10 protein-coding genes are annotated in these 14,397 nt (G+C 49.5%); 1 reads left to right on the top strand and 9 read right to left on the bottom strand.

What is annotated here, in order from left to right; all coding sequences use genetic code 11:
• Positions 1-89: 89 nt before the first annotated feature.
• From ACUN27_RS02890 to ACUN27_RS02865, 6 genes are all read right to left on the bottom strand, one after another.
• Positions 90-1,193 carry a glycoside hydrolase family 88/105 protein gene (locus ACUN27_RS02890; RefSeq protein WP_326061721.1) on the bottom strand — a complete coding sequence of 368 codons (1,104 nt, stop codon included), beginning with the start codon at positions 1,191-1,193 and terminating at the stop codon, positions 90-92.
• 31 nt (positions 1,194-1,224) lie between these two features.
• Positions 1,225-2,307 (bottom strand): hypothetical protein, encoded by a 1,083-nt coding sequence (locus tag ACUN27_RS02885; RefSeq protein ID WP_445558347.1) that lies wholly within the window; start codon positions 2,305-2,307, stop codon positions 1,225-1,227.
• Positions 2,308-2,323: 16 nt separating this feature from the next.
• Complete coding sequence (locus ACUN27_RS02880) at positions 2,324-3,199, bottom strand: carbohydrate ABC transporter permease (protein WP_127458688.1); 876 nt, start codon at positions 3,197-3,199, stop codon at positions 2,324-2,326.
• A gap of 31 nt (positions 3,200-3,230) precedes the next feature.
• Entirely contained in the window at positions 3,231-4,184 is a 954-nt protein-coding gene (locus ACUN27_RS02875) for an ABC transporter permease (RefSeq protein WP_445558346.1), read from the bottom strand.
• A 108-nt stretch (positions 4,185-4,292) separates the two neighbouring features.
• A complete protein-coding gene (locus ACUN27_RS02870) occupies positions 4,293-5,831 on the bottom strand; it encodes an extracellular solute-binding protein (protein WP_445558345.1) in 1,539 nt (512 codons plus the stop codon).
• A gap of 1,929 nt (positions 5,832-7,760) precedes the next feature.
• Positions 7,761-9,278, bottom strand: a complete 1,518-nt coding sequence (locus tag ACUN27_RS02865; RefSeq protein ID WP_326063503.1) for an extracellular solute-binding protein — start codon at positions 9,276-9,278, stop codon at positions 7,761-7,763.
• A 162-nt stretch (positions 9,279-9,440) separates the two neighbouring features.
• Between ACUN27_RS02865 and ACUN27_RS02860 the strand changes: the two genes are divergently transcribed.
• On the top strand, positions 9,441-11,756 hold the full coding sequence (locus ACUN27_RS02860) for an AraC family transcriptional regulator (RefSeq protein ID WP_445558344.1): 2,316 nt from the start codon (positions 9,441-9,443) through the stop codon (positions 11,754-11,756).
• Between the two features lie 111 nt (positions 11,757-11,867).
• Here the strand turns inward: ACUN27_RS02860 and ACUN27_RS02855 are convergent, their stop codons facing one another.
• From ACUN27_RS02855 to ACUN27_RS02845, 3 genes are all read right to left on the bottom strand, one after another.
• Positions 11,868-12,152, bottom strand: coding sequence for a hypothetical protein (locus tag ACUN27_RS02855; RefSeq protein WP_127456634.1), 285 nt, complete (start codon positions 12,150-12,152; stop codon positions 11,868-11,870).
• Between the two features lie 244 nt (positions 12,153-12,396).
• Entirely contained in the window at positions 12,397-13,233 is an 837-nt protein-coding gene (locus ACUN27_RS02850) for a sugar phosphate isomerase/epimerase family protein (RefSeq protein ID WP_315952859.1), read from the bottom strand.
• Between the two features lie 17 nt (positions 13,234-13,250).
• Positions 13,251-14,324, bottom strand: a complete 1,074-nt coding sequence (locus ACUN27_RS02845) for a Gfo/Idh/MocA family protein (protein WP_326063506.1) — start codon at positions 14,322-14,324, stop codon at positions 13,251-13,253.
• Between the last annotated feature and the right edge of the window lie 73 nt (positions 14,325-14,397).

Raw genomic sequence — 14,397 nt, 5'->3', positions numbered from 1 at the left:
ATTAAAATGTATGCGTTTACATAATCATAAGAAAGAAACAGACGAATAACAGGTGATGCTCTGCTCTTACGTCTGTTTCTCTTAGATGCCTATACGGTCTGTTTAACGAGTGACTCGACTTCCACACAAGCCATAACAAAAGCCCCTACGCCATGCAGGTCATTTTCGCTAGTTGGGCGTGTTACGTAGTTTTCGTAATCGCCGGCTGACGTACCGATGCAGATCAAAGGCAGGATGACCCGTTCCTGCTCATCGAATTTTAGCGTGCGGATCAAGCCTTCATACCCCTTCACTGCTGCAGCCGCACACTCCCCGCCGACAACACCGTGTTTAACCGCCTTGGCGATCGTGTAAACGAACAGACTTGTACAGGAGGACTCCAACCAATTATCCGGTTGATCGCCTTTGTCTACGACTTGATACCACAGTCCGCTCTCGGCATCCTGGTAACGAATCAAGGCATGAACGAACTCCCGCAGGGAGTCGACCAAAACCTCGCGCCCCGGCTCATCCGCAGGCAGCTCATCCAGGAACTGCGCGAGGGCAAGACCGTACCAGCCAAGCGAACGGCCCCAGAACTCGGGTGAACAGCCGGTTTCGGCATTGGCCCAAGGCATTTTGCGGCTCTCGTCCCATGCGTGGTAGAGCAACCCTGTTGCGTCGTCTTTCATGTACTTGCGCATCAGTCCTTCTTGATGCAGCACAGTATCGCGCAGAGCGAGATCACCGTAAGCATTCGCATATTTCAGCGAGAAGACACCCGCCATATACAAACCGTCGAGCCACATGTTGTAGGCGTATTTGTCTTTATGCCAGTACCCGCCTTCTGACGTCAGGTTGATCGTGTTAAGCAAATTTCTCAGCTTGTCGGCAGCGATCCGGTATTTCGTGCGTCCCGTCTTCTCCTCCAAACGGAACAACAAAAGTCCGGCCTGCACGGCATCAAGCTCATCGCGAGCAAAGTAAAGATTGCCGTTATCGTCAATCAGGCCATCTACATAAGCCTGAATGTAGGCGTCGTAGCGATCATCCTTTTCAGCTGCCCAAAGCATTTCCATCCCACATAAAAACACACCTTGATGATAATGCCAACGCCCGGCGGGCGGCAGTTCCATCGGTGTATACTGGCTCATAATGGAATCACAGGCAGCTCGCGCCCATTCCATAGGTGATTTTGCATAAATATCCGTCATAGTAAGTTTCCCTCTCTATTCCTATATAGATTTATGGATTTCCAGCCAACTGATGGCAAACCGAGCGAATTAGCAGCGCTTGCGTCCCAGCGTTCATATCGCCTTCGACCTTGCCGCCGCCAATGTGTACGGCCTTCGGCATGCCGGGATAGTACTCGCCTGGCTTGACCTGAGCGACGTTAGGCGCTGTCGGAGAATGAGCAAGCTCACGGGAAAAGCCACCGTCAGCGCGCAGCAGTCTTCGCATATTCGTGAGTGTAATCTGGATGATTTCGCGCAGCTCTTCCTCTGGGATCGACAGCTTCATATACGAAAGCAAGTGAATCGGATTGCGGATATAACACATATCCGCTGCTTCCTCCTGCCTTAGCGCTATAAGGATGCTTTGGTAAATCAGATCTTCACTCGGCAGTGGAATCCCGAAGTGATCATAAAAAATGTGCAGCTTGAACGTCCCCGATATCCGCACATAGTAGGAGCCTTCGCCCCATAGCCCTGTGTGCGGGTCCTGCTTTTCCGCAAAGAAGTCAAACGCCGTCTTCGCGTAAGCCCCCCTGCGCTCCTCCAGCTCTACCTGCCGCACGTACACGCTGGAGGTAGACAGACGGTCGCAGCCACGCCAGCTGTTCACGAGCGGCACCGACTGCAGCCATGTCAGATAGCTTTGCGGTGAGTCCATATAAGCAGGGGCTTGCTGTGCCTCATAGGGCAGCGGATACAGCGGCTGGCCGCCGAGTTTCCTTAGCGCGTTACGGCTGTAGGAGATGGCCCGCGCCACCATCACTTCATCTTCGCGCATAAGCGGATTCGCATCATAGAAATACCCGGATACAGGGTCCTGCCTTTTCTGGAAAAAGCGTGTAAGCCCCCGCTTCATCTCCGCCGGCAGGCTGCTTAGTAAGCCGAAGCGCTCCATAATATTGAGCGCTTGCGCCGTTGATTCAATGTCTGGGACACCACTGCTGGCGGGCAGCTGTTTAGAACTATTTGCATAATAGAAACCGCCGCTTTCCGCGTCGTACTGTCCCCATAGCCAGTCGTGAAACCCGGCAAACAAACCGTCCATGTCCGCAAGCAGCTCGCGGATCTCTTCGATATGCTTAAACATCTGCATGTTGGATTCCTTTCTTTTACCCTTTAATGGAACCGATCATCGCGCCTTTCGCAAAATGCTTTTGCAGGAACGGATAAACAACAAGGATTGGTAATGTCGCTACAACGATAACCGCCATCTTGATGGACTGAGCCGGAGGCGGCGTCACGCTGTCGAGATCCACGCTATGATCCATTCCGCTTGCGAGAACGACAATTTGTCTCAGTAGTACCTGAATCGGCCACATCGCGCTCTCATTCAGATAAAGAATTGCGCTCAGGTAGGTATTCCAGTACGTTACGGCATAGAAGAGGGAAATCGTAGCAATCGCCGGCATCGACAAAGGCAAGACAATGCGGAACAAAATGCCGAAGTCGCTGCAGCCATCGATTTTCGCCGACTCTTCCAGACCTTCCGGGATGTTTTGGAAAAAGTTTTTCAAAATAATCAAGTTAAACGCTGAAACAGCCGACGGTAAAATTAAAGCCATATAAGAGTCGATCATCCCTAATTCTTTTACAACCAGGAACGTTGGCACTAAACCGCCGTGGAACAACATTGTGAACACAACCATGAACATGATCACTTTGCGGCCATCCACATCTCTGCGGGACAAGCCGTACGCCATGAGTGCTGTGATGAACATCGAAATGATCGTCCCGAGCAGCGTCGTCCAGATGGAAACGCCCATCGCTTTAAAAATCGTATTTGTCGAAAAAATAAAACGGTAAGCCTCAATGCTCCATTCCGTTGGAATAATGACGAACTTCTTCGCCGCCATCTCCGCGCTGGTCGTAAAGGATCCCGCCACGACATGCACAAAAGGAATCACGGTAATCAAACCAATAATCGTTAAGAGCAAATAGTTAATGATGCTAAACATTCGCCCGGCTAATGTTCTATCCTCTACCATGGTGCAGCCCTCCTGCCTTTCTTTGCCTTCCTTAGTACACGCCTTCTTCGCCCATTTTCTTCGCAATGCGGTTGACAATCATCACCAGAACAAGTCCGATAAACGATTTGAACAATCCGATCGCTGCGCTGTAGCTGAATTGGCCTTGTTTTAAACCCGCTGTATATACATAAGTATCAATGATCTCCGCAACATTTCGGTTCATAGAGTTAAGCAGCAAGTACACATGTTCAAAACCGAGTTCGAGAACCGCACCAATTTTCAAAATTAACAAAACAATAATGACACTGCGCAATGCCGGAAGTGTAATGTGCCACATTTGGCGCAAACGTCCTGCACCGTCCATACGTGCCGCCTCATACAATCCAGGATCAATAGAGGCAATCGCCGCCAGATAAATGATCGTCCCCCAGCCGGCTTCCCGCCAGATGACTTGAAGAATGTACATTGGTCTAAACCATTCCGGTGCCAAAAGGAAATTGATTTTCTCAAAACCGAAATATTCAATAATGTCGTTAATAATCCCGCCGTCCATCGTCAACATAACGAAAGAGATCGAAACGATGATGACCCAAGACATAAAGTGCGGCAAATAGACGATCGTTTGAAACGTTTTCTTAAAAAATTCCCCTCTCACCTCATTGAGCATCAAGGCCATGATAATCGGGATCGGGAAGTAAAACAGGATGTTCATCACAAATAAAATTAACGTATTGCTCAAAATATTTAAGAAATCAGGCTCTGTAAACAACCGCTGAAAATGCTCAAAACCTACCCATTCGCTCCCGCTAACCCCTTTGAACGGCTTATAGTTCTGGAACGAGATGATCAATCCGTACATCGGGACATATTTAAACACGATAAAATATAAAATACCCGGCAGCAGCATGACATAAATCCATTTGTTCCTCCATAGCCGCCTGCCTAACTCACTGCTCTGTTGTTTCCTTTCCACCACACTTTGCACAGCATGTACGTCCTGCATAATTCTCTTCCTTTCCCGATGTTTCCTAAAAACGAGAAGACTGCCCCTGATGATCAGCAGCCTCCCCGATTAGAAACCAGTATGATTTCCTTGTTTCCAGTCCACGGCTTATTTTTTGTATAAAGCGTTGTACTCTTCGATGATTTTGTTGCCTCCGCGGTTTTTCCAGTCCTCGATGGCCTTATCGAATCCAGCCTTATCAATGCTGCCGTAGATGTATTTGTTCGTTGCATCTTTGATAACGTCTTGGAGTTGAACGCCTTTTTCCAAGTTTGTTTTGGAGTCAAGCGCTGCCACAGGGTCTTGTACAGCGAATTTCAGATTCGCAATTTTCAGCTCATCCGCTTTGCCTTGAGCAGGGATCGTTGGAATACCGAGCAGTCTTCCTGATGTATCTTCATCACCGATGGCTGCGTCAGTGAACGGCTTCACTTCACGTGTCCATTTCTCTTCATCCAGCTTTTTCGCTTTGCCGTCGATTACACTGTAGTTAACATCTTTGATACCCCAGTTTGCTAGGTTCGCTACTTCAGGCGTCATCATTTTGTCGAAGAAGGCGAGGACTTTTCTCAGCTCAGCTTCGTTTTTGATTGCAGATTTCGGGAATAGTACAACGTTCGCGTAACCTGGGAGCGCCCATGCAGCGAACTTGCCGTCAGGTCCTGCTACCATGCTGTGTACGTCTACAACGGCTGTTGGCACGTTTTTGACCAGATCCTTGTTCAGGGAAGAAACGTCTGTCATAGCTCCGATGTACATCCCTGCCGTACCGTTCGTGAACAGCTTTTGTTGATCGGTTTTACTTGTTGCTGCGAAGTCTTTATTCATCAAGCCTTCGTCGCGCAGCTTTTTGAAGTAATCCATCGACTTCACATATTCAGGGAACATGAACTCCGGTTGCAGCTTGCCGTCTTTCACGCCCCAGTTGTTCGGAACGCCTAGCCAAGTTGCTGCTGTTTTGAAAGCACCGTAGATGAGATCGTTACGGTCTGTTAGGCCGATGGTGTCCTTTTTGCCATTGCCATCAGGGTCTTGCTCTGTGAAGGCTTTTGCCATCGCGTACAGCTCATCCATGTTAGACGGTGGCTTCAAGCCCAGCTTATCGGCCCAGTCTTTGCGGTAGATAAGACCTTGGCGGGCGATGTCTACGCCACGATATAGCGTGTATAGCTTGCCGTCTACTTTTGTATTGTCATTCGTTGTGGACTTCAGCTTGCTCAGGTTCGGGAAGTCTTTGAGCAGCGGTCCGATTTCCCAGAATTGGCCGTCGCGGATGGCGGATTTCATTTGAATGAAAGTCGCTTGGTTTTTCAAGTACGTCACTTGCGGCAATGCACCGGTAGCGAACGTCGTGTTTAGCTTCTCCTCGTACGTATCAGCCGGGAAAAATTGATAGGTCAGCTTCGTGTTTGTTAATTTTTCGAGTTCTTTGATGATCGTATCTGGTGGCGTTTGTGCTGTGTTCAGTGGCGCCATAATGGTGATCGAGGCTGGCGTTGTATCGGCCGTTGCTTTTGGTGCTGCTGTTGTACCGGCTGCTGCCGTCGTAGCTGCAGGAGTGGCCTTGCCTCCATCTGAGCAAGCTGCAAGTGCAAAGCTGGATACGAGCAGAATGCCGAGCGGTATCGAGACGAAATTTCTCTTCATATTTGTTAGACCTCCGTGAATTGTTTGTTTGCTACAAATTCCACGTTACAAGGTCTTATGTAGGTACCGAAATAATCATTTACTCATTTCGACCTGGTTCTTCTAGGATGTGAGATGATGATTATTGGGGAGGGAGATGATTATTGGCCCTCAGGTTCAGCTTCACACTGGAGTAGTAGGATGTGGGTGCGGGCACGGAGTTGCGGTGGTTGGATGGAGTGAATATGGTGGGGATGGATTCAGGAGGTCAAAGTGAATGTGGATGTAGGCGCGAGTGGGGGATGCGGTTTGGGTGTTAAGTAGCTAGATGGGGGAATTTGATGGGGCTGGATACAGCAGATCAAGGTGGGTGTGGGTGCAGGAACGAGAGGGAGATGCGGTTGCAAAACACATCCTGCAAAAAGTACAGCTAATTCGGCGGAAATCAATGAATTTCCCTTCAATCATGCAAAAAGTGCAGCTAAATTGGCGTTTTCTACCTATTTCGGGTAAAAGACAATGAATTACATGTACTTTTTGCATGTTCATCTCTAGAAACGGGCAAGACGAGGCAAATTGCTGCACTTTTTGCAGTTTGTGGGGTTGGTCGAGACGCCCTTGAGCGTGAGCGAGGCTCCCCTTCTGGTGTTACGCGTGTTTTAAGACGTTAACTGCAACTAGCAGCTCATTCCCCACACTATAGCGTCGAAAAACAACGTTACAGGTGGGATTTGATTAGAGGCAAGGGGGGCCCTACCAAGTTAAGCTTGTTTTACGATGTTAACTGCAACTAGCGGCTCATTCCCCACACTTTAGCGTCGAAAACCAACGTTACAGATGAGGTTGGGCTAGGGGCGGCAATCCTCTGCCAGTGTTACGCTTGTTTTAAGACGTTAACTGCAACTAGCGGCTCATTCCCCACACTTTAGCGTCGAAAACCAACGTTACAGATGAGGTCGGGCTAGGGGCGGCAATCCTCTGCCAGTGTTACGCTTGTTTTATGACGTTAACTGCAACTAGCGGCCCATTTCCCCACACTTTAGCGTCGAAAACCAACGTTACAGATGAGGTCGGGCTAGGGGCGGCAATCCTCTGCCAGTGTTAAGCTTGTTTTATGACGTTAACTGCAACTAGCGGCTCATTCCCCACACTATAGCGTCGAAAAACAACGTTACAGGTGAGATCGGGCTAGGGGCGGCAATCCTCTGCCAGTGTTAAGCTTGTTTTAAGACGTTAACTGCAACTAGCAGCTCATTCCCCACACTTTAGCGTCGAAAAACAATGTTACAGATGGGATCGGCCTAGGGGCGGCAATCCTCTGCCAGTGTTAAGCTTGTTTTAAGACGTTAACTGCAACTAGCAGCTCATTCCCCACACTTTAGCGTCGAAAAACAACGTTACAGGTGAGATCGGGCTAGGGGCGGCAATCCTCTGCCAGTGTTAAGCTTGTTTTAAGACGTTAACTGCAACTAACAGCTCATTCCCCACACTATAACGTTGAAAAACAACGTTACAGATGAGGTCGGGCTAGGGGCGGCAATCCCCTGCCGGCGTTAAGCGTGTTTTAAGACGTTAACTGCAACAGTTGGCACACTATCCAAACTTTAGTGTCGAAAAACAACGTTACAGAAATAGTGGCGCGGAGAGGATTTTTCGGTTGCTAGCTGGGGTTAGTGGGATTGGGGTGAATTTCCGGCACGAGACGGCCTCTAAGGCTCGCTCAGCCGGAGTCCGCGGGTTCCACCGCCATGAGACGGCCCTTTCGGCACTCTCCCAGGAGATTCGGTGCATTTACACCGAATTTCCCCCACGAGACGCCCTTTAAGGCTCGCTCAGCCGGAGTCCACGGGTTCCACCGCCGTGAGACGGCCCTTTCGGCACTCTCGCAGGAGGTTCGGCTCACTTTCGCCGGATTTCCCCCACGAGACGCCCTCGGGCACTCCCATCAGATCACTTCTTCGCATATGCCTCATTATATTCGCCAATGATCTGGTCGCCGCCGCTACGCTTCCAGCGCTCAGTCTCCTGCAAGAAAGCAGCTTTATCGAGTTTCCCCAGCATATAATTGTACGTCGCGTCGGAGATGATTTTGTACAACTCGACGCCACGCTCGTCGTAGGTTTTCGACTCTAACCCTAGCGTCGGGTCCTTAACGATATATTTCTCGTTATCCAAGCTGAGCTTATCCGCCAGTTGTGACAGGGACTCGCTCTCCGCGACCTGCTTCACCTGCGGGTTGTTCAAGTCCGCGATCATGAGCGCATACAGCGCATTCACTTCGTTCACGCGAATCTTGGATGTCTCCTCCAGCAGCTGGACTTTGTCCCCAATGGTGGTGTAGTGACGTCCCTCCAATCCATACTTCATCAGGTTGGCGACATCTTTATCCATCGACCGGTCAAAAAATTGCAGCACCTGCTTCAATTCCGCCTCCGTGCGAATCGCTTTTTTGGAGAACAGGTACAGCGCGCTGTAGTTCGGAATCGACCAGATCTTGAATCCCGTAGGGCCTTCGATATGATTCACGAGAGTGAATTTGGCCGAAGGATTCACAAGCTGCACTTCGTCCGAAAGGCGCTGCACATCCTGCATGCTCCCAATATAGACGCCCGCAATGCCACGAATCAGCTTATCACGCTGCACTTCTTTACTAGTGACCGCAAAATCCGAGTTAATGAGCTTTTCGTCGTACAGCTTTTTCATGAAATTCATCGTATCCACATAAGCCTGCGTTTCAAACTCCGGCACCAGCTTTCCATTCGCAACGCCCCAGTTATTCGGAGTGCCGAAGTAGGAGCTCAGCGTTTTGAAAGCGCCAAAAACCAAGTCATTTCGGTCCGTCAGCCCGATGGTATCATCCTTGCCGTTGCGATCGGGATCGCCATACGTGAAAGCTTTTAACACTTGATACAGCTCATCAACCGTAGTAGGCTTAGCCAGCTTCACATTGTTCAGCCAGTCCTCGCGAATAATAATCCCTTGCCGGGAGGACGGCCGCTCGGTATACAAGCCATAGATCTTTCCATCGACAGCCGCCTGTCCCAAAATCTCCTTATTCAACTGCTTCAAATTCGGATAAGCCGACAAATACGGTCCGATATCCCAAAAGGCGCCGGAGCGAATCGAATTTTTCATCAACATGTAGTCCGTATATTTCACATAGGTTGCTTTTTTTAGCGAGTTCGTGGTGAGGGCTGTGTTCATTTTATCGGTGTATATGCCATCCGGAACCCAATTCAATTCCAGCTTCGTATTCGTAAGCTTTTCGATCTCCTGAACAAGTTCGGGGATAGGCGGATGCGGAAAATGAAGCGGTGCCATAATCGAAATGACAGGGCGATCACTGCTCGCCTCATTGGCTCCCGTAGTGCTTCCTTTCGTGCAACCACTGATCAAAACAACCATCAGCAGACCAAAGATAAAGAGACGACCGCGCTTAAAACCTTTCATGTTTACCTGTGTGTTCATGATCCTTCCCCCTTGATGCAGCAGCGTTTTGCGGTCATAATCAGAGAAAATGATTATCCGCCAGACAGATGATTATTGCTCTTAACGACAGACTTGACTACAATACATAGATACAGAACTTAGATACAGAATTGATCATCCTAAGATAAGGTGTTGGCTGCGATGCCCAATTTAAGTTTTCTCAGCAAAATGACCATGTTCGGGTTCTTGCTCAGCACGCTCCCGGTTATTTTTATCGGCGCTTTTGCCTTCATGACCTCGTCGAATGAGATCCAAAAAAATGTCAACGAAGGAAAAATGCAGTTAATCACCCAAATCAACTCCAATGTAGAGCAGAAATTAACGACTGTCAACCATACACTTAATCAGGTCGTCAACTCCACCGTGCTCAAGAAGGCGATGGATATGCCTCTAACTGTAAACGATTTCATGATGTATGACGATTTGCGCAGCGAAATCCGGTATATGCAATCTTTTGACACGAAGCTGGAAGATGTCATCTTGATCAATGCCCGCGAGAACTGGATGATTAAGAACTCGGGGTTGTACCGTTTTGACGGCTACCCCTTTTACGATAAATTGCTGAATCTGATGAACACGCAGGAGAACAGCACCTGGATTTTGAACCCGTCGAAGTGGTTTTTTACGGAGGAAAATGCTCGGAGTGTAACCTGCGATTACAGCATCTCACTGGTCAAAAAGCTGCCAACCACCGGTCTGGAGAAGTACGGCTTGGCGATGGCCAACATTCCAGCCTGTTCCCTGCAGGATTTGATTCAAAGCGATACCAAACATCTGGAAGATATTCTGATTATGGACGAGCACAATCAAATTCTCATGCATCCGGATGCCAGTCTGATTGGTAAACCTATTGCCGAGGCCGGCCTGAAGGATCTAAGCCATCTAATGGCGCCTACAGGTCAGTTCACGGCGGATATCAACGACAAGAGCTATTCCGTGAGCTATCTGCACTCGAACTTGAATAACTGGACTTATTTGTCCCTAACTTCCATCGACAGTTTGACCAAGGAATCGCGTAAAATCGGTGTCTACACCATCTACGTCTGTATTCTGATGCTGCTTCTGTCCATGCTGCTCGCTTGGCTCGGTTCACGCAAAATGTATTCGCCCATCCAGCTCCTGCTCAATCAAATCGGGGGCCTCGTTACCGTGAATCAGAAGCGAAAGGCTAACGAGTTCCAGATGATCAGCGAGCACGTCCATACGTTGTTCCAATCCAAGTCCCAGCTGGAACGTGAGGTTCACCAGCATATTGGCCAGGTGCGGACCTTCTTCTTGATCAAAGCTTTCCAGGGGCATATCAAAACGAGCGAACTGCCCGATAAATTAGCCCAATTTGGCTATACGAAACATATGGACGAATGGAAAACGATGTCCGTTATTACCCTGCAGATCGACTCCATCGACAATACCCGTTATGAAAAAAGGGACATGGAGCTGCTGCTTTTCGCCGCGCACAATATGATTGAGGAGCTTATTCCTTCCGACCAGCGGCTCGCTCCGGTCATTATCGATCAGACGGTGGTGACCTTGATTGGAAGTCCAGACAGCGAAGCTGCCGCTTTCCGCAATAAAGTTTACGCTTTGACGGAGCAGATGCAGCAGCACATTTTCAGCTACCTGAATCTGCATGTCAGCATCGGGATGAGCCTTCCCATCCATGCTTTTTCGCAAATGTCGATCGCCTACAAAGAAGGACTTGAAGCTCTGAAGCATCGGATCAAGCTCGGCGAAGGGATCATCATTCAGTACGAGAATATAAATTCGGGCAAACATTTCTTGAATCTGAACTATCCGAAGCCGCTCGAAAATGAATTGATGGACGCCATCAAGGTTGCTGAAAAGGATAAGTCCAAAGAGCTGCTGCGACAGCTCCTGCAAGCTGTATTCGCCGCTCCGCTTTCACCACAGGAATATCAGATTCCGCTGGCTAGGCTGCTTAACAACCTGCTGATGGTGATGCAGGAATCCGGCATTTCCTTGAATCAGATTCATCCGAACAAGGGCTCGCTTTTCGAAGAGCTATTGAATTTGCATATGACGGCGGAAATCGAAGACTGGTTCTGGACAGAGGTCATCCACCCGCTGATTCGCATCTACCGTGACCGACAGGATGCGCAGTATCACAATATTTCAGAGAAAATTATCGATCTTGTGCAAAAATATTACGATACCGACCTCACGCTGGAGGACTGTGCATCCAGACTGCATTACAATGCGAATTATTTAAGCAGCATTTTCCGCAAAGAGACGAATTGCTCCTTCAGCGATTATTTGTCCGCCTACCGGTTCAACATGGCGAAGAAATGGCTGTCGGAGACGGATATGCCTATCAAGGATATCTCATCCAAGCTGCGTTATAACAATTCGCAAAACTTCATCCGGTCCTTCCGCAAGCAAGAGGGTATTACCCCGGGGCAATACCGCGATAAGCAAAAAGAGGGCGCTGCTCTTTAACCCGAGCAGCACCCAACGCCAAAAGCCTCCGGAGCCACCAAGCATCGTTGGTGGTTTCGGAGGCTTTTGCCTCTTCGTTAAACTAGGTGAGCTAGCTGGCTGTCCAGCTTTCTACTCGCTTGGATCTACAGCTGCCTTTAGCGCGGCACGGTTGTTCCATAAGAACGAAACAACGCTGTTCCGTTCCTCAAAGAACGCTTCTTTTTCATCCAAGTAGTCTTTACCACGACCATGTACGCTGAAACGATCATCGTTGTAGTTCATCAGCGTCCACTGCCCCCCACGCTTGTTATCAGCGAACACAAGGTATAGTTTCTGGCCCGAAGGATCCCACTTCGCATACGACGAAAAGTTGTCCAAAATCAAGCCAATGTCATCCTTCTTTTTAATTTGCATGATCTTATCTCCTTTTCATTTTGATTTAGGCATATTTAGTAGAACAGGAACATAGTAAACGAGAATGCATGAAAATGTTGTCGGACTGTGTGGATGGTTCATGGGAACCTTTGTCGAATGGCAAACTTTCTGGCATTTCGTGAGAATGCGAGCCCTGAAAAAGTAAAAAAGCCGAGGACATTACGTCCTCTGGCTCATCATTCTTGTATTGCCCAGCTGCGCTTGGGGCTAACCACACAAAAGCCTACAGCCCCGCCGCCGCATAAACCTTATCAAAGCCCGCTTTGGAACGCTGCACCAAACTCTCCGGGGAATCCGTCGGAGGCGTGGCCGTCAAAATCTCCTGCGAAACAGCGCCTTTATAGCCGATTTTCGCCAAACCTTGCAGGAAGCCTGCCAAGTCGATCACACCTTCGCCTGGGTACACACGTCCGTTATCCAGCACTTCCTCCACCGGAACGTCCGGCGCGTCGTTGATGTGAACGTGGACGATCTGCTCAGGGCGCAGCTTCTCGATGTCAGCTACCGTTAACCCGTTCGTGTACCAGTGGTACGCATCGAACAGCAAACCGACGTTGCTCTCGCCGATCGCATCAATCCAATCCAGCGTCTCTTCGAGCGTCCAGATGAACGGATGTTTCCAGCGTGTGCGCAGGTGATGCGGCCCCACGAACTCTAGGCCAAGACGGATGCCGTATGCGCCTAGGATTTGCGCGCAAGTGCGCAATCTGCGCGTGGCCAGCGCCATGAAATGCGCAGCATTCAGATCCGTCGATGGCAGAACGTACGTGCAGCAGCTCGTACAGCCAAGCGCTGCAGCCGCTGCGGCTGCTTGAGTCAGCTTCGGCAGGTCCGCGCGGAAGCGCTCCTCAGACCCGCGCCATTCCACCGGTAGACCGATGGAGCCAATAACGAGGCCATGCTTGTTCAGCAGCTCGCGCGCTCCGTCCGTGCTGTGGCTCTCTACTAAGGCGAGCGCGTCGATATCGACGGCTGCAAAGCCGTATTTTGCCGCTAGCTCGATGAACTGCTCATTGCTCTCCAGCTTGCCAAGTCCTGCTCCCGTTAACCCTCTAAGCATCGTGTTTCCCTCCCGAATTAGATGTCCCAGTTTAGTTTAACTTCATTCCCTGTGCGGGAAGATTCATAGATTGCATCAAGAATTAAATTGTTCGTGTAGCCGGATAAAGCGGATGTAATCGGTTGTTTGCCTTCCCGAATGCACGTTAGGAAATGTCTGCTTAGACGCAGGCGCTCCCCTTCGTCATTTTCAGGCTTTTTCAAATCGGTCTCGATAGCCCGATTGAACTTCTCTGTCAGCAGTTTGCCGGATGCTCCTTTATAACTTGCGCCGCCGTCAGAGCCCATCAGATGAATGAACGGCGTGTTATCCGTATCCATATGAACCGCCCAGCTCACTTCCAACGTCAATGTGCTGCCGTCTTCCATACGGATAAGGGCCGTGGCCAAATCTTCCACATCATACGTGCCGTTCCAGTTTGGCGTCCCCCACGTACCAATCCCCTTCTTGCGAGGACCGAATTCGGCATAAGTAGCGCCAAAGACGGAGACAGGTTTCGGATTGCCCATCAGGTAGAGCGCAAGATCCAACATGTGAACCCCAATATCAATCAACGGGCCGCCGCCCGATTCGTTCATTTTCGTAAACCATGTGCCCCAGCCCGGAATCCCTTTGCGGCGGAACCAGCCTGTTTTGGCTGTGTAAATTTTACCAAGCTCACCTGCTTCAACCTGCTCTTTGATCAGCTGCGGGACAGCTTCCCAGCGCATTTGGTGGCCGATCATGACCACTTTATCCGAAGCCTCGCTGGCTTTCAGAATCTGCTTAGCTGCTGCGGCATTAATGCCCATCGGCTTTTCAATCAGCACGTGCTTGCCGGCTTCAATAGCTTGTACAGCAAGGGAAGCATGATGCTGGTTAGGCACACCAATAATGACAGCGTCTACATTACTGCTTTGAATAAGCTCTTCCGGGCTAGCCGCTACGTGAGCAATGCCGTATTCTTGAGCTTTTGCTTGTGCTAGAGGCAAATAGGCGTCTGTAATCTCCGTAATTTCACAGGAATCCGCCAATTTCGAAAACTCGCGTATATGCACGCCGCCGATGTTACCGGCACCAATAATACCAATTCTAATTTTATTGCTTCCCACGTTCTGTTCCTCCTCATAAGTACATCCTGTACGACCTGCTTTTATGATAAAATAAAGGCAGTAGAAAAACGCA

It is taken from the genome of Paenibacillus sp. WC2504 (assembly GCF_052682475.1).
Note: the sequence above shows the minus strand (reverse complement) of the source record. Positions and strands in the feature narration are given on the sequence as shown.